This is a genomic window from Tindallia texcoconensis (assembly GCF_055383815.1).
In genome coordinates this window covers 2935583-2951104 of the sequence record NZ_AP042431.1, presented here as the reverse complement: position 1 = coordinate 2951104, position 15522 = coordinate 2935583, and the positions used below count along the sequence as shown (strand labels likewise).

The 15522-nt window shown below is 37.7% G+C and carries 17 protein-coding genes; 1 reads left to right on the top strand and 16 read right to left on the bottom strand.

What is annotated here, in order from left to right; all coding sequences use genetic code 11:
- Nucleotides 1-11: 11 nt before the first annotated feature.
- A complete protein-coding gene (selD, locus tag ACZ47N_RS13405) occupies nt 12-1052 on the bottom strand; it encodes a selenide, water dikinase SelD (protein WP_464887036.1) in 1041 nt (346 codons plus the stop codon).
- A 22-nt stretch (nt 1053-1074) separates the two neighbouring features.
- Nucleotides 1075-1725, bottom strand: a complete 651-nt coding sequence (locus ACZ47N_RS13400; protein ID WP_464887035.1) for a helix-hairpin-helix domain-containing protein — start codon at nt 1723-1725, stop codon at nt 1075-1077.
- A gap of 328 nt (nt 1726-2053) precedes the next feature.
- Between ACZ47N_RS13400 and ACZ47N_RS13395 the strand changes: the two genes are divergently transcribed.
- Entirely contained in the window at nt 2054-3223 is a 1170-nt protein-coding gene (locus ACZ47N_RS13395; RefSeq protein ID WP_464887034.1) for a D-alanyl-D-alanine carboxypeptidase family protein, read from the top strand.
- A 53-nt stretch (nt 3224-3276) separates the two neighbouring features.
- Here the strand turns inward: ACZ47N_RS13395 and ACZ47N_RS13390 are convergent, their stop codons facing one another.
- From ACZ47N_RS13390 to minE, 14 genes are all read right to left on the bottom strand, one after another.
- A complete protein-coding gene (locus tag ACZ47N_RS13390; protein WP_464887033.1) occupies nt 3277-3657 on the bottom strand; it encodes a RidA family protein in 381 nt (126 codons plus the stop codon).
- A 17-nt stretch (nt 3658-3674) separates the two neighbouring features.
- Complete coding sequence (locus tag ACZ47N_RS13385; RefSeq protein ID WP_464887032.1) at nt 3675-4337, bottom strand: helix-turn-helix transcriptional regulator; 663 nt, start codon at nt 4335-4337, stop codon at nt 3675-3677.
- A gap of 29 nt (nt 4338-4366) precedes the next feature.
- Nucleotides 4367-6835, bottom strand: coding sequence for a leucine--tRNA ligase (gene leuS / locus ACZ47N_RS13380; RefSeq protein WP_464887031.1), 2469 nt, complete (start codon nt 6833-6835; stop codon nt 4367-4369).
- Nucleotides 6836-7010: 175 nt separating this feature from the next.
- Nucleotides 7011-7370, bottom strand: coding sequence for a ribosome silencing factor (gene rsfS, locus ACZ47N_RS13375; protein ID WP_464887030.1), 360 nt, complete (start codon nt 7368-7370; stop codon nt 7011-7013).
- Between the two features lie 34 nt (nt 7371-7404).
- The gene (gene yqeK / locus ACZ47N_RS13370; RefSeq protein WP_464887029.1) at nt 7405-8001 is read right to left on the bottom strand and encodes a bis(5'-nucleosyl)-tetraphosphatase (symmetrical) YqeK; all 597 of its coding nucleotides are present in this window, start codon (nt 7999-8001) and stop codon (nt 7405-7407) included.
- Entirely contained in the window at nt 7998-8633 is a 636-nt protein-coding gene (gene nadD / locus ACZ47N_RS13365; RefSeq protein ID WP_464887028.1) for a nicotinate-nucleotide adenylyltransferase, read from the bottom strand. The genes yqeK and nadD overlap by 4 nt, the downstream gene beginning before the upstream one ends.
- A 28-nt stretch (nt 8634-8661) precedes the next feature.
- Nucleotides 8662-9990, bottom strand: a complete 1329-nt coding sequence (obgE, locus tag ACZ47N_RS13360) for a GTPase ObgE (RefSeq protein WP_464887027.1) — start codon at nt 9988-9990, stop codon at nt 8662-8664.
- Between the two features lie 94 nt (nt 9991-10084).
- Nucleotides 10085-10384 (bottom strand): 50S ribosomal protein L27, encoded by a 300-nt coding sequence (rpmA, locus tag ACZ47N_RS13355; protein ID WP_464887026.1) that lies wholly within the window; start codon nt 10382-10384, stop codon nt 10085-10087.
- Nucleotides 10384-10719, bottom strand: a complete 336-nt coding sequence (locus tag ACZ47N_RS13350; protein WP_464887025.1) for a ribosomal-processing cysteine protease Prp — start codon at nt 10717-10719, stop codon at nt 10384-10386. The genes rpmA and ACZ47N_RS13350 overlap by 1 nt, the downstream gene beginning before the upstream one ends.
- A 12-nt stretch (nt 10720-10731) precedes the next feature.
- Nucleotides 10732-11043, bottom strand: coding sequence for a 50S ribosomal protein L21 (gene rplU / locus ACZ47N_RS13345; RefSeq protein WP_464887024.1), 312 nt, complete (start codon nt 11041-11043; stop codon nt 10732-10734).
- A gap of 146 nt (nt 11044-11189) precedes the next feature.
- A complete protein-coding gene (locus tag ACZ47N_RS13340) occupies nt 11190-12611 on the bottom strand; it encodes an Rne/Rng family ribonuclease (RefSeq protein WP_464887023.1) in 1422 nt (473 codons plus the stop codon).
- The gene (locus tag ACZ47N_RS13335) at nt 12608-13390 is read right to left on the bottom strand and encodes a TIGR03936 family radical SAM-associated protein (protein ID WP_464887022.1); all 783 of its coding nucleotides are present in this window, start codon (nt 13388-13390) and stop codon (nt 12608-12610) included. Before ACZ47N_RS13335 ends, ACZ47N_RS13340 begins: the two co-directional genes overlap by 4 nt.
- Entirely contained in the window at nt 13381-15207 is a 1827-nt protein-coding gene (locus tag ACZ47N_RS13330; protein ID WP_464887021.1) for a TIGR03960 family B12-binding radical SAM protein, read from the bottom strand. Before ACZ47N_RS13330 ends, ACZ47N_RS13335 begins: the two co-directional genes overlap by 10 nt.
- A 29-nt stretch (nt 15208-15236) precedes the next feature.
- On the bottom strand, nt 15237-15521 hold the full coding sequence (minE, locus tag ACZ47N_RS13325) for a cell division topological specificity factor MinE (protein WP_464887020.1): 285 nt from the start codon (nt 15519-15521) through the stop codon (nt 15237-15239).
- Nucleotide 15522: the final 1 nt, after the last annotated feature.

Sequence of the window (15522 nt, the reverse complement as noted above, 5' to 3'; positions counted from 1 at the left end):
TCTTTGCTGTTTTATCCATCAATATAAATAGCTTTCTCTCGTTTTTCTATCACTTCACCAATATCTGCGTAAGCACAAGGATGGTGTTTTTCAAGGTAGTTTAACACCTCATTTACTTCTTCTTTCGGAATAGATAGCAATAAGCCACCAGAAGTTTGTGGATCATACATAATATCAAGCAGTACTTCACTGGTGGATATCCCCGCCTGAACTTTAGGCGAAAAGTATGCTTTGTTCCGATACATACCACCAGGAATCAGACCCATTTCTGCTTTCTCCCTAGTCTCAGAAATAATGGGAATATTTTTCTCATTTAGCACAAGGCTCATTTCACTTCCTTCAGCCATTTCAAGAGCATGTCCAATCAACCCAAATCCCGTAATATCTGTACAGGCATGAACGTTTATATTTTCTGTAGCTTGAATTCCTGTATCGTTGAGTAATGTCATGATTCGAAGAACTTCCTTTTGTGCTTCTTTAGAAATCATGTCAGCCTTTATAGCTGTATTAAGAATACCTGACCCTAATGGTTTCGTAAGAATTAGACGATCCCCTGGTTTTGACCCTTTATTGGTCATAATGCGATTAGGATGTACCGTACCCGTTACAGACAGGCCATATTTAGGCTCATTGTCTTCCACCGAATGCCCCCCTACCAATACAGCACCTGCTTCTATTACCTTATCGGCACCACCTTTAAGAATTGCTTCCATTACATCTGTTGACAGACAGTTGGGAAAGCACAGTATATTCAATGCCAAGATTGGTTTTCCACCCATAGCATATACATCGCTAAGCGAGTTAGCCGCTGCCACTTGACCAAATTGATAAGGATCATCCACAATAGGTGTAAAGAAATCCAAGGTTTGAATGATGGCTAAATCTTCTCGTAGCCTATAGACTGCACCATCGTCACCTGTTTCCAATCCTACCAACACATCTGGATTATATTGAAATGGTAAATTTTTCAATACTTTGGAAAGGACCTCCGGTCCTATTTTAGCCGCTCATCCAGCGCTTTGTGTCATTTGTGTTAATCGTTTTTCTTCCATTTCCTTCACCTCATTTCATTTATTAGCGAACCGTAATTCGATCACTGACATCCCGATACCTGGAATCTCCAATACCAGTAACATTCATTAAATCTTCCTTCTGGTTGAAATTTCCAACTTGTTGTCGATGATCAATAATTCGCTGTGCTAGTACTGGTCCAATCCCTGGCAAGGTTTCTAACGCCCTGGTATCCGCTGTATTTATATTGATTAATCCATCTTGAAGGGTAGAAGGTTGCAAGAGGGTTGGATCTTCCAATGTTTTAGAAAAAATAAGCTCATGGTCACCTTCATGATCATTTCCTTGCTGAGGAATATATAAAAACATTTCATCATGAAGCTTTAATGCCATATTAATTCGCTTAGGATCTGCATTCATGCCAAGTCCCCCTGCCATCTCAATGGCATCAACGACTCGATTGCCTTCTTCTAACTGATAGACCCCAGGTTTTTCTACTTCTCCTTCTACATGAACCATAATCATATGCGTTTCATCAGAAGTCTGTTTTAATGGTTCTTCAGAAGGCATCTCCTTTTCAATCTCATTTCCAGCATTCGATGCTAAAATATAAGTTTTACTTCTTAGCTGCATGGCTTCACGTATGGAGATACTGGCAAAAATAATTATAACAACGGTAAGTAAGATTATTTTATGGCGTTTGCTTAATTCCACCCCATCCCTCCGTTCAAAAGTTGATTCATTTATTTTCAGTAAATAAACCTTAACAAAACCCTCTATTTATTGTACTATAAATGAGTACGTATTTTCCACATCAAACCATATTATTCATGATGATTCTATAGAATCCTAATCCTAACCCATATTTGAACGGAGTCGATACCATTTGAACTTATTAAATTTATATAATCAACCTCTTAGAGTTATACGAACTTTACTTTTTTTCATGATTTGTAGCGTGGCCATCACCCCGTCACTCCATATATATGCAACGGAGCCAGTTGCAGAACCACCAGTAATTTTCTCTCCAAGGGCTGTTCTGATGGATGAAGTTACAGGAGAAGTGCTTTATGAAAAACAAGCCCATGATCCAACGTATCCTGCCAGTACTACTAAAGTATTGACTGCTGTTGTTGTCCTAGAAAATGCAGATCTGGAAGAGGTGGTGCACATTGACTATGAACCAGGTGTGAGTGGTGCTAGCATGTTCATACTCCCTGGTGAATCTTTTACTGTAGAAACCTTATTACAAGCTCTGTTAATTCGTTCAGGCAATGATGTAGCTGAAGTCTTGGCACGTCATGTGTCTGGAAGCGTCGATGAATTTGTTGATCTCATGAATCAAAAAGCCATAGAGATAGGTGCTACCAACACACATTTCACCAATCCACACGGTCTCCCAGATGAAGAGCATATAACAACAGCCTATGATTTGGCTCTTATCTCACAGTACGCTATGCAAAATCCGGTTTTTAGGGAAATTGTTTCTAGTCCATCATTAATAATCCCAGAGACATTGCAAACACCAGAACAACGAATCTACAATAACAGTAATCGTTTTCTTTGGGGAAGAGGCCCCAGTCATCAAATTCTGTACCAAAATGCATGGGTAAACATTTACTACCCACGTGTGGATGGCATTAAAACAGGATATACTAATGCTGCTCAACATTGTCTAATCAGTTCTGCAACAGATAATAACCGCAGGGTAATTGCTGTTATTTTAAATACAGAGCGTGAACATATTTATACAGATTCAAGAACTTTACTAGACTACGGATTGGATCAGTTTCAGCTGGTAACCTTGACAGACGAAAAAATGATGACCACGAATGTTCCTATCCACCATGGAGGTCGCGAAACACTTTCTCTGTTCACAGAAGAAGCAATTCACACCGTTATTCCTTCATATGTTCCTGCTGAAGAAATTACCAAAGTCATTGAAACCCAGGAGTTTTACCAAGCTCCTATCGAATCAAACCAGATCCTAGGCAAAGTGATTTACTATCATGAAGGACGCGTCTTAGGATCTACCAACCTTATTGCTATGGAATCTGTCGAACGTCTGGCCTTTTATCGACGCATTCCAATGTTTGCACTGTTTATTACCACAGTTTTGATTGGTTTCTTCTTTTGGCAAATCCATGTTTTTAGATATCGAAAACGAAAAAGAAGAATGTATTTACGAAGACAAATGGAGCGGTATGAATAAAAAAAGCCGGTTATCTGATTCACAAAGTGAACAGAACCGGCTTTCTCTTTGTTTTATTCCTTCATAGCCACGGCTTCAATTTCTACTCTTGCATCTTTAGGGAGTCTAGCCACTTCAACGCATGCCCTTGCAGGTTTATGCTCTTGAAAAAATTCACTATAAATATCATTCATTTGACTAAATTCATTCATATCTTTAATATAGATAGTGGTTTTAACAATCTCTTCCATCTGATATCCTGCTGATTCCAGAATAGCCTTTAGGTTGATTAGAGACTGTCTTGTTTGCTCTTGAATTTCATCGGAAACAAAATCCATGGTTTTAGGATCTAAAGGCAGTTGTCCTGAAACATAAATCATATTTCCCGCTACCACAGCCTGAGAATATGGACCAATGGCCGCTGGCGCTTTATCTGTTGCATGCATTTTACTCATAATAATTTCTCCTCTCTTTAGGACAATGGGTTATTTGCTCTTATTTCATCTAAATAATTATAAATGGTATACCTAGAAACACACAATACTTTGGCTACATAATCTATTGCACCTTTAATGAGGAAAGCACCTTGCTCGTCCAGTTTTTTTACAATAGAGACTTTTTCTTCTTTATTCATATAGGCCACTGGTTTTCCAAATTCCTCCAAGGTTCTCGTAACCAAATTATTGAGAACATCATTAACACTATTGTATCCAGTGTCATTAAAATAATCAACTTCATTCTGTTGGATGCTCGTAAAATCCTCTAGGACTTTTTTTGCAATCATGAATTCAGAAATATCAATATTTATACAAAGACATCCAATAATCTCATTGTTTTCATCCCTTAGCATTAAGGTTGAAGATTTTAATATTTTGCCATCGGCACTTTTGTTTTTATAATTTATAATATGGTCTGATGGATCGCCTTTCTGAACAGCTTCCAATCCTTCATTAACCATCGGACTCCCTATTGACCTGCCGGTGACGTGACCATTGCTGATGGCTACAATCGTTTTTACAGACTGATCTATTTCATGTAAAACAATTTCGCAGTTCTTTCCCAAGGTTTTACCCATGGAGTGAATTAATGGCACCAAACTCGCTAATGTTGGATGCAGTTTATGTTGATTTCCCATCTTGAAGGCTCCTTTTTGTTCCAGATTCACTATTTTACCACCACATTCACCAACTTGTCCGGAACTACAATCACTTTCTTTATTTCTTTTCCTTGGATACTTTCTTTTATTTTGATATTGGTCATCGCCGTTTCTTTTGTTTCTTCTTGGGAAAGTCCAGTGGAGATCCGTATCTTATCTTTAACTTTTCCATTTATTTGTACGACTATTTCCACGTCTTCCTTCACCATGGCTTTCAAATCTGCTTCTGGCCAAGGTTGACGATGAACGGATTCTTTATTGCCTAGTTGGTTCCACAATTCTTCTGTCATATGTGGTGCAAATGGAGCCATTAATATCAATACTGTTTCGATCCCTTGCTGTAAAATCGATCCATTTATTCTTTCTTTATCAAGGGCTTTGTATTTATAGAGCTCGTTTACTAGCTCCATGACGGCACTAATGGCAGTATTGAAATTAAATCGAGTATCGATGTCGTCGGATACTTTTTTAATGGTACTATGAATTTTAAAAGAAATCCCTTTGTCCTCTTCATCCAACACATCTTTGATTAAGCTTGCACGTTCCTCTTGAATCACTTCTTGCACCAATCTCCATACACGATTCAAGAATCGATAGCATCCTTCTACTCCTTGATCGCTCCATTCCAGATCTCTTTCTGGTGGTGCTGCAAAGAGTACAAAGAGCCTGGCTGTATCCGCACCATAAAGACGAATTATTTCTTCTGGACTCACTACATTGCCTTTGGATTTTGACATTTTAACTCCATCTTTTAAAACCATTCCTTGGGTCAGCAAATTAAGAAACGGCTCATCAAAGTCCAACAATTTTAAATCTTTCATGACTTTCACAAAAAATCTCGAATATAATAAATGAAGTATCGCATGCTCTACCCCACCAATATACTGATCCACAGGCATCCATTGACTTGCTTTTTCCCGATCAAAAGGCATCGTTTCATTATTTGGATCTGTATATCTTAGAAAGTACCAGGAAGAATCAACAAACGTATCCATAGTATCGGTTTCTCTAGTTGCTTTTCCTCCACAGGTTGGACACTCTGTTTGTAAAAATGTTTGGCTGGTAGTTAATGGAGATTTCCCTTTTCCACTAAACTGGATATCTATAGGTAATTTAACCGGTAAGTCTTCTTCTTTAATAGGAACAATACCGCAGGTATCACAGTAAACAATGGGAATAGGCGCACCCCAGTACCGCTGCCTAGATAAAAGCCAGTCACGCAATCGATAACTAATGGTTCTTTTTCCTAAACCTTGAGCCTCCATATCGTCACAAATAGCATCAAAAGCTTCATGGCAATCCATACCGTTATATTGACCAGAGTTGATCATCTTTCCGTTTCCATCAAAAGCTTCTTTTTCAATATGATATGGTTCGTCTGCCTCATCTGGTTTAATGACAGGAACCACCTCTAGGCTGTATTTATTGACAAAATCTAAATCTCTTTGGTCATGGGCTGGAACCACCATAATAGCTCCAGAACCGTAATCAGCTAATACATAGTTAGCGATATAAATTGGTATTTTAGCATGATTAAAAGGGTTGATACAGTGTTTCCCGATAAATATTCCTTCTTTTTCCGTATCTGTAGAGGTTCTATCTATATCGCTGATATGTTGGAGCTTGTCAATAAAATCACGGACTTGCTTTTCATATTTTGTTCCTTTTGTCATTTCTTCAACATAGGGATGCTCTGGTGCCATAACCATACAGGTTGCACCAAAAACCGTATCCGGTCTAGTAGTAAATACATTAAGCTGAAGGTCCATGCCATCAACAGGGAAAACAATATCGGCTCCAGTACTTTTTCCTATCCAGTTTTCTTGCATGGTCTTGACTTTATCCGGCCATCCCTGTAGTAAACTAAGATCTTCCAATAATTTTTCTGCATAGTCTGTAATTTTAAAATACCATTGATTAAGCATTTCTTTTTTTACGTGGCTATCGCACCGTTCACACTGACCATTCACTACCTGTTCATTTGCTAGTACGGTATCGCAAGAAGGACACCAGTTAACGCGTGATTCTTTTTTATATGCTAGTCCATGATGATAAAACTGAAGGAATATCCACTGTGTCCATCGATAGTACTCTGGCGAGCAGGTAGAAATTTCTCGTTGCCAATCGTAGCTAAGGCCTAGCTTGTCTAATTGATTTTTCATTTCTTCGATATTTTTATCTGTCCATGTATCTGGATGAATTTCGTGCTGAATAGCTGCGTTTTCTGCTGGTAGTCCAAAAGCATCCCAGCCCATGGGGTGCAGAACATCAAATCCCTTCATAGCCTTGAAGCGAGCTATAACATCTCCTATCGAATAGTTTCGAACATGTCCCATATGTATTTTCCCAGAGGGATAAGGAAACATTTCTAAGGCATAGTATTTGGGTCTTTCAGATTCGGATGTTCGATATAGCTCCTTTTCATTCCAATGATTTTGCCATTTTTTTTCAATTGTATGAAAATCATAGGTTGACAATTGTCTTCCTCCTTTTAAGTTAGGATGCGATCTTTATTTTACGTAAAAAGCTTTCTATTCCATAAGGCAGCAAAGATCACTCACTATGCAACCATATTTCACAGAAAGCTCAGCTTGCGGATTTCGAAACTAGCGCCGAACCACTGATGAATTCATATTATTATATCTTAGGTATTTACAGTGTGTCAACGTCTACAACAACAGCATCTTTCCAGATGTTTTCAAGTCGATAATGCTCTCGATCTTCCAGAATAAACACGTGCACCACAACATCACCGTAGTCTAATAGAATCCATCTAGATTCTCTTAATCCTTCTACGTGCCTGGGAAATATTTCCTCTTTTTCCAGTCCATCTCTTATTTCTTCCGCAATTGCTTTTACCTGTCTTTCTGACGGTGCACTACATATTGCAAAGTAGTCGCACATACTGGAAACACCTTTTAAATCCAACACAGTGATACTCTGCCCATGTTTTTCTTCCATAAAAAAGGCTATTTTCTGGACCAATTCACTAATTTTTTGATTGTCTGTCATTGACAAGCCTCCCTCCTATTTTTAACATTTCTATTTATAGTTGATACAAAGATGGATTATCCATCATCATTTGATTACGACATTCTAATGTTTTGGGATGAAGCAACTTTTTAGTATGCAATACGTAGATCATTGTGTTATTTAAGGCTACAAACACAGCTTTTTCTAAATCTTCCTCTGCCAATTTTCTCAAAGCATGAACTCCTTCATAATCTCGTCCTGGTTCAATAAAATCAGCCAAATAAATGATCTGTTCCAGCTTACTCATGCCTGGTCTGCCAGTAGTATGACTCTCTATGGCATATAAAATATCTTTGTCTGTTATGCCAAACTCTTTCTCTGCTATGACCGCTGCCACTGTTCCATGAAGTAATTGATAGGCGTGTTGCATGATAGGATCTAGTGATACGTTATGCTCTTGAAGAAAGTGGTATAGGCTTTGTTTCGATTCATTTTTTGCATAATCATGTAATAGAGCCGCAATTTCAGCTGATGTTTCATCAGCTCCATATTTTCTCGCCAGATTAACAGCTGTTTCCACAACTCCTTGAATATGCTTAAAACGTTTCTTCGTTGTTTTTTCTTTGACTTTTTTCCTGAGTACATCTATTTTTATTGATTGATCCCTCATAGGCACTCCTGTTCCTTCTTATATAGGTATTGATTTTTAATATAGATTTCTACAGGTTCAGGTACTAGGTATTTAATCGATTTCCTTAATAAAATACGATTCCGGATATCCGATGAAGATATTTCGAGTTTTGGACTATCTAGAATAGTAATTCTATGGTTATTTAGTTGTTCTAAGCTACTAATTTGCTGATTCAGCAATGATTCATCAAACCCTTTTCGCTTCATAACAATCAACTCCACAAGCGTTAATAGTTCTTTGTATCGATACCAATTTTTTATGTCCATAAAAGAATCAGCACCCATTATAAAATAAAAATCATCTCTGGGTTTTTGTTGTCTCATTTTTTTTAGTAAGGTATACGTATAACCAATATCCTTGCTTTCAACTTCACAAGTAGAGCACTCAAAATAAGGATTCGATTGGATCGCCTGTCGAAGCATAGCTAGACGATGACCTGATTCTGTTACATATTGATTTTTCTTATGTGGCGGATGACCAGATGGAACAAATACTATCCGATGAAGCTTCGCTTCTTCTAAAGCCGTCTGTGCAATAAACAGATGCCCATTATGAATCGGATCAAAAGTGCCACCAAAAATTCCAATTTTTTCTCTTGTCCTGTCTTTCATCTGGTATCCATCCTTTATATACACAACTTTATTGACTTTCTTCTGGATTTTCCATAAAATCAAACTCTACATCCATGATATTTACAGTATCGCCTTCTTGAATTCCAAGCTTTTTTAATGCTTTGATTACGCCATTTTTTTGAAGCACTCTGTAAAAGTGAAGTAATGCATCCATACTATCCATGTTAAGTGAATAAATCAACTTACGAACCATCTCACCTTCCACATAGTAAATATTATTCTTTTTATAGACGTTAAATCTTTTAGTATCTTCTTGATCTGAATATCGGATAATTTTCCTAGATGATTCTTTTTCAGCTGCTATTTGGTCGACTTTTGCTTGTTCTGCATCTTTTTCTTCTGTGGTTTTTAATAAATGACTGGCTTCTTTCAACAGATCATCGATTCCTTGTCCAGTGGCTGCAGATATTAATACCACAGGAAATCCTTTTTCTTTCATTGTATCAATAAACTCATCAGAAATCGATGGGTCACTTAATAAATCTGATTTATTAGCTGCAATAATTTGCGGCCTATCGGATAAATCAACTGCATATTGTTTCAACTCATCATTTAACTGCTGAAAATCTTCTGCTGGTTTACGGCCTTCTATGCCAGCAATATCCACTACATGGACTAAAACCTTCGTTCGTTCAATATGCCTCAAAAAATCTAGTCCTAGACCTACTCCCTGATGCGCCCCTTCAATCACTCCTGGAATATCAGCAACCACAAAGCTATCGCCCCACTGATTCTGCACCACACCTAAATTAGGGGTTAAGGTAGTGAAGTGATAGTTCGCAATTTTAGGTTGAGCATCGGTAATAACAGATAATAAAGTTGACTTTCCTACATTTGGAAACCCAACTAACCCTACATCTGCAATGAGTTTAAGCTCCAAAACAACCTCAACTTCATAGCCTTTTTCACCAGCCGTAGCAAAAGTAGGTGCCTGACGAACAGAAGTTTTAAATCTGGCATTCCCTTTTCCACCTTGTCCACCTTCTGCCACAAGAAAGCATTGTCCATTTTCCGTAAGGTCTGCCAGTACTTTTTCTGAGTTTTTCTCTTTGATCAATGTACCACAAGGCACTTTAACCACTAAATCTTTACCATGTCCACCAAATCGATTTTTATTTTTACCATCTTCACCGCGTTCCGCTACATACTTACGCTTATATCGAAAATCCATCAACGTCCGTAGATTCGCGTCCGCCTCAAAAAGGATATCGCCACCCTTCCCCCCATCTCCACCAGAGGGACCACCGTCTGGAACAAACGTCTCACGTCTGAAGGCTACAATTCCATTACCACCATCTCCAGCTTTAAGCTGAATTTCTGCCTGATCTATAAACATAATACTTCCTGCCTTTCAAAAGTAATTCCACTTTTATCTGAATTGTAAAAAAGCCGCCTATACGGCGGCTTATCAAGTAATGCATTGATTTATTCTACTGTACTGGTACATTTTCAGCAGAGTAAATACTTACTTGCTTTCTCTTTTTATCTTTACGCTCAAATTTAACAATTCCATCAATCATTGCGAACAATGTATCGTCACCACCACGTCCTACGTTTTCGCCTGGATGAACTTTCGTCCCTCTTTGACGAACAATAATGCTTCCAGCGGTTACAACCTGACCATCACTTCGCTTAACACCCAATCTTTTTGATTGACTATCACGACCGTTCCTAGAGCTTCCAACACCCTTTTTACTGGCAAATAATTGCAAGTTCATTTTCAATAACATTAGCGCACCTCCTTCGTTTCAATCCTTATGGATTCTGGATACTGGTTCTGAATGTTTTCAAATCCAAGAACCATGGTCTCAAGAATCGCATTTATCTCTCTTTTACGGTTATCATCAATTCCATCCGGTACTGTACAATGTAGTTTTCCATCTTTTGCTGTCCATTCGGGCTCCACCTCTAAGACTTTATGGATTCCCAAAATACTTGTCTGAGCAAGTACTGATATTGCAGCACATACAATGTCTTTCCCATGGTCATCTGTATTTGCATGACCGATGATCTTATATTTAAGAATATCTCCCTTTGTGTTTCTCGTCAATCTAATGGTAATCATCCCTCGTTAATCCTATACATTAATGCTTTGAATTTTCAGTTTTGTATAAGGTTGACGATGACCTTTTTTCCGTCTGTAATCTTTCTTTGGCTTATACTTAAATACAATCACCTTATCAGCTTTGCCATTTTCTACTACTGTGGCATCCACAGAAGCTCCTTCTACCAATGGGCACCCCATTGAAAGATCTCCATCTTTGGATACAGCTAAAACCTTGTCCAACTTAACCGTGTCGCCTTTTTCCACAAGTAACTTTTCTACCACTAATGTAGAACCTTCTTCTACTCGATACTGCTTACCACCTGTTTCAATAATTGCGTACATATTGACACCTCCTCTAACCAGTCTCGCCAAATTTAGGCACCATAAAGGTTTCAACCCAATTTGAGCGGCTTCTACAAAAATGAATTATATCACTGCACACAAGTGTTGTCAATGTAAATCTCCACTTCTAAGGCTGATTCGTATGCTTATTTTTGATATATTTTTACCGTAAAATTATGCTTTAAGCACTTTTCATCCTTTACAATTGTAGCCTTTAATCCATACATATCCGCCATGAACTGAAGATTTAAGCCTTTCTCTTGCAACTCTGCCCAAGAGTCTGGATGAACACTAATGGTTAGGGTTTGAATATCCTTCTGCTTTTCCAATCTTCTAAATTGGTTTTCAAGTTTATATAGGTCTTGATAGACAGATGGCACTTTACCAGTTCCATCGCAACAACTACAGGATTCTGTAAAAAGTGAGTCTATTTTTTCTCTTGTTTTTTTACGAGTTATTTCAACTAAACCTAGTTTTGTCATCCCCAGCACCACTGTTTTTTGTCGATCTTTGCTGAAAGCATGATTTAATTCACGAAGCAATGTATCTTTGTTGGCAGCACTTTTCATATCAATAAAGTCAATAACAATGATACCGCCTATATCTCTTAAGCGAAGTTGTCTGGCGATTTCATGAACCGCTTCCATATTAATTTGAAAAACAGTATTCTGAAAAGAACGATCTCCAGTAAACTTTCCAGTATTAACATCTATAACAGTCAGAGCCTCTGTATCGTTAATAACGAGGCTCCCTCCACTTTCTAAAACAATTCTGCTAGTCATGGCTCTCATCCACTGTGATTCGATATCATATTTTTGAAATAGATTTTCTTTAAATTCCGTTTCCTGAATTCGAGGCAAATACTCTGGCGTTATATGTTTACACAATCCAAGAAGCCGTTCTGTTTCCTCTTTGTCGTTAAGTACAAATCTATTTGTATCTTGATTCATAACATCACGCAGTAATCTTGTAAGGAGATCTTCTTCACGAAAAAGAATATCTCCTTTCCTAGCATTGGTTCTTTTGGAGTTTACTTGTGTTGAGATGGTTTTCAAATACTGAAAATCTCTTTCGATTACTTCATCCGATTGATGAACTGCTTCTGTACGCATTATAATGCCATGAGGAGTGTTATTTGTAAGTTGCTCTGCTAGACACTGGAGCCTTTTTCTTTCCATTTCATGGGTGATGCGACTAGAAATACCAATATGTTTTTCCTCCGATAACAATACCACATACTTACCTGGAAAAGAAATGAAGGTCGTCGCTTTTGCCCCTTTGGTTCCCAGCGAGTCTTTCGTGATTTGCACCAACAAAGAATCTCCTTCATTTACTTTATTTAGTGGTTTCTTAAGGTCTGACTCATGTAAAAACGCATGTCTATCCACTCCGATATCTACAAATAAAGTTCCCATTCCCTGCACAATATTGACGATCTTTCCACAATAGACATTGTTTACTGTGCTTTTATGTTTATTCCTTTCAAAATGCAATTCCACTAAACAATCGCCTTCTAGAACAGCCGCTCGTGTTTCGTATACACCAACATCCGCAATAATTGAATTCATTCACCATCACACTTCCCTATATGTAATGGCTGTACTGTGGTATACCCCTCTGAAAGAATCGACTCATATTCAGAATTTCCATTGATTCGAAAAACATCTAATCGATGAATAGATAATTGGTCTAAGTCAATTTCAATATTTGCAAAACGAAACAATTCTCTAAAGACAATAATAGGTTTCACGGTACCACTATCTAAATTATGCGTTTGAAGCTTTGCACTAAAATAATTTTCCTCTACAGTTTCAAGCAATAATGTATGGATCAGAGGTCGTATATTGATCCTTGTTGTTTTATGGTTTCTTCGATTTTTATATTTGTTTTTTTTGATGGTTTTTTCGATTGGTATTTCTTCAAGATCAAGAAAGGCATCTAAAGATCTTTTTAATTGACTCTGACTCAGAGAAGTAGAAGCATATCCTTGCACATTATAAGCAATTAAGGCAGACTCCTTCATCAAGGAAGGTATTTTTTCTTTACCGTAGTATTTAGCCGCAATAAGTCGTACCCCTTGTGGAAGCGTTTGATTGATTCTTACAAGAAACTCAGCTTCTTTCATTTCTTTTCCCAGTACTAAATCAAAATATTCAGATTCACTACTCACTCCAATGCTTAGAGGAGATGCAAATGAAACCATAGGATGAGGGTTAAATCCCTGAGAAAAAGCAAGTGGTATTTCTGCTCGTCGAAATGCTCTTTCAAATAATCTAACTAAGTCTAGGTGAGAAACGTATTTCATCATGCCTTCTTTTGCATATTTTACTCGCATGATCATGGGCATATTCCACCACCTTTAGAAGATTGAAGGCCGCAAGCAGAACACTGATCTCTGCAATGGGGTGTACTCATAGCTTGAAGTGACTGATGATACTCTCGTATCAAAAAATCCTTTGTCACTAAAGCGTTAATATGATCCCAAGGAAGGGGTTTCTCTATGGGTCTTTCTATTGCTGTATACAAAGTAGGGTCAACTTCCATCTCATGGAAGGACTCCATCCAAGCATCAAATCGAAAGCTCTCCACCCAGCCGTCAAAACGACATCCTTTTTCATAGGCCCTTATCAGCACCTCGGATAGCTTTCTATCTCCTCTTGCAAAAACACCTTCAAGAAAACTGGTTTCTGAATCATGGTAACTAAACTGAATAGACCGTCGTTTTCTAAATTTTTCTTTGAGGACTTGGTGTTTTTCCGCAAGATTTTCAATGGTATCCTGGGGGCACCATTGAAAGGGTGTAAATGGTTTTGGGACAAAATTCGAAACACTCACACTTATTTTTAAAGGATGCTTATACATAGGATCTCGTTTTTGAAAAACATCATGATCGAGTTTGGACACTAGTTGATAAATAGCATCCACATCTTCCATGGTTTCTGTTGGCAATCCAATCATAAAGTATAACTTAACTTGACTCCACCCTGCTTGATAGGCTTCTTTTACAGAATGGATCAAATCTTCTTCGCTAATCCCTTTATTGATAACATCCCTTAGGCGTTGACTTCCCGCTTCAGGAGCAAATGTTAAACCAGATTTTCGCACCCGCTGAACTTGCTTCAAAAGATCAAGAGTCATGTTATCCAGCCTCAAAGAGGGAAGAGATAACCCAACTTTTTTCTCTTCTAAGTCTTTCATCAACTCCATGGAAAGATCCAATAAATTGGTATAGTCACTCGTACTTAAGGAAGTCAGAGATAGTTCATCATATCCAGTATTATGAATAACTGCCTTCGCATCGTTTAAAAGTTTTTCTTTGCTTTTCTCCCTAACAGGTCTATATACCATTCCTGCCTGACAAAAACGACAACCACGTATGCAGCCTCTGAAGAGCTCAATTGTTGCTCGATCATGAACGGTTTTCATATGAGGCATTAGAGGTTTTTCTGGGTAATATGACTTTTCAAGATCTTTTATGTATCTTTTCCTAATTTGTGATGGTGTTTTTTTGTGAATTGGCTCTATGATATCAAAAAAACCATCGTTTTCTGAAGCTGCACGATAAAGAACAGGTACATATACTCCTTCACATTGTGCAACAGAAGATAGAAATTCCTGTTTGTTCATTTTACAACGACGGTATATTTCCATTATTTCAAGGATCACTTCTTCCGCCTCACCAATTACAATAATATCTGCAATGTCTGCAATTGGTTCTGGATTGTAGGCACATGGACCACCAAAGATAATTAGTGGATCGGTCTCATTTCTATCTTTAGATCGAAAGGCTATATCTGACATTCGAAGCATATGAAGGATGTTGGTATAACTAAGTTCGTACTGCAATGTAAATCCTATCATGTCAAACCGATGCATCGGCGTTTTTGTTTCTAAACTAAAGAGTGGTAGATTGTCTTGTAGTAATAGTTTTGTCATGTCTTCAGCAGGCATATAAAAACGTTCACAAAAAATATCCGACTCTTCGTTAAGTAAATGATACATGATCAAGCTCCCCAGATGGCTCATGCCGATCTCATACAAATCTGGAAAACACCAGCCAAATCGAATCGTGTTTTCGCAAATGTTTTTATGGATGCTATTGTATTCATTCCCTAAGTATTGAGCTGGTTTTTCAACTTGTTTAAGTAATTTTTCCAAATTCATATATGAAAATATCTCCTCTATTTTATCAATTACACACGTTTTCGATCTTTCATGTGTTTAATCGGTATATTGGCTACTAACGCTGGCATGGTAGATTCATCAGTTTCACGTTTTGTTCGTGTGATTTTTATATCTAGCTCTTCCTCATCGATTACCATGTATTCTGAAATCACATTAATTAGGTCTTCTTTTATGGAATCCAGAAAATCCTGTGAACAATCGGCACGATCATGGACTAAAACCAGCTTTAAGCGTTCCTTTGCTACATTTTTACTTTTTTTACTTTCACCTGTAAAAAATTTAAAGAAATCCATG

What these genes read in the sequence shown, in the direction of transcription:
- ACZ47N_RS13390 (WP_464887033.1), bottom strand. Translation starts at nt 3,657, where the DNA reads ATGAGTAAAATGCATGCAACAGATAAAGCGCCAGCGGCCATTGGTCCA.
- ACZ47N_RS13330 (WP_464887021.1), bottom strand. Translation starts at nt 15,207, where the DNA reads ATGAATTTGGAAAAATTACTTAAACAAGTTGAAAAACCAGCTCAATAC.
- nadD (WP_464887028.1), bottom strand. Translation starts at nt 8,633, where the DNA reads ATGAAAGACAGGACAAGAGAAAAAATTGGAATTTTTGGTGGCACTTTT.
- minE (WP_464887020.1), bottom strand. Translation starts at nt 15,521, where the DNA reads ATGGATTTCTTTAAATTTTTTACAGGTGAAAGTAAAAAAAGTAAAAAT.
- obgE (WP_464887027.1), bottom strand. Translation starts at nt 9,990, where the DNA reads ATGTTTATAGATCAGGCAGAAATTCAGCTTAAAGCTGGAGATGGTGGT.
- rpmA (WP_464887026.1), bottom strand. Translation starts at nt 10,384, where the DNA reads ATGTTATTGAAAATGAACTTGCAATTATTTGCCAGTAAAAAGGGTGTT.
- rplU (WP_464887024.1), bottom strand. Translation starts at nt 11,043, where the DNA reads ATGTACGCAATTATTGAAACAGGTGGTAAGCAGTATCGAGTAGAAGAA.
- ACZ47N_RS13395 (WP_464887034.1), top strand. Translation starts at nt 2,054, where the DNA reads ATGGATGAAGTTACAGGAGAAGTGCTTTATGAAAAACAAGCCCATGAT.
- rsfS (WP_464887030.1), bottom strand. Translation starts at nt 7,370, where the DNA reads ATGACAGACAATCAAAAAATTAGTGAATTGGTCCAGAAAATAGCCTTT.
- ACZ47N_RS13340 (WP_464887023.1), bottom strand. Translation starts at nt 12,611, where the DNA reads ATGAATTCAATTATTGCGGATGTTGGTGTATACGAAACACGAGCGGCT.
- yqeK (WP_464887029.1), bottom strand. Translation starts at nt 8,001, where the DNA reads ATGAGGGATCAATCAATAAAAATAGATGTACTCAGGAAAAAAGTCAAA.
- ACZ47N_RS13385 (WP_464887032.1), bottom strand. Translation starts at nt 4,337, where the DNA reads ATGGGAAATCAACATAAACTGCATCCAACATTAGCGAGTTTGGTGCCA.
- ACZ47N_RS13350 (WP_464887025.1), bottom strand. Translation starts at nt 10,719, where the DNA reads ATGATTACCATTAGATTGACGAGAAACACAAAGGGAGATATTCTTAAA.
- ACZ47N_RS13335 (WP_464887022.1), bottom strand. Translation starts at nt 13,390, where the DNA reads ATGCCCATGATCATGCGAGTAAAATATGCAAAAGAAGGCATGATGAAA.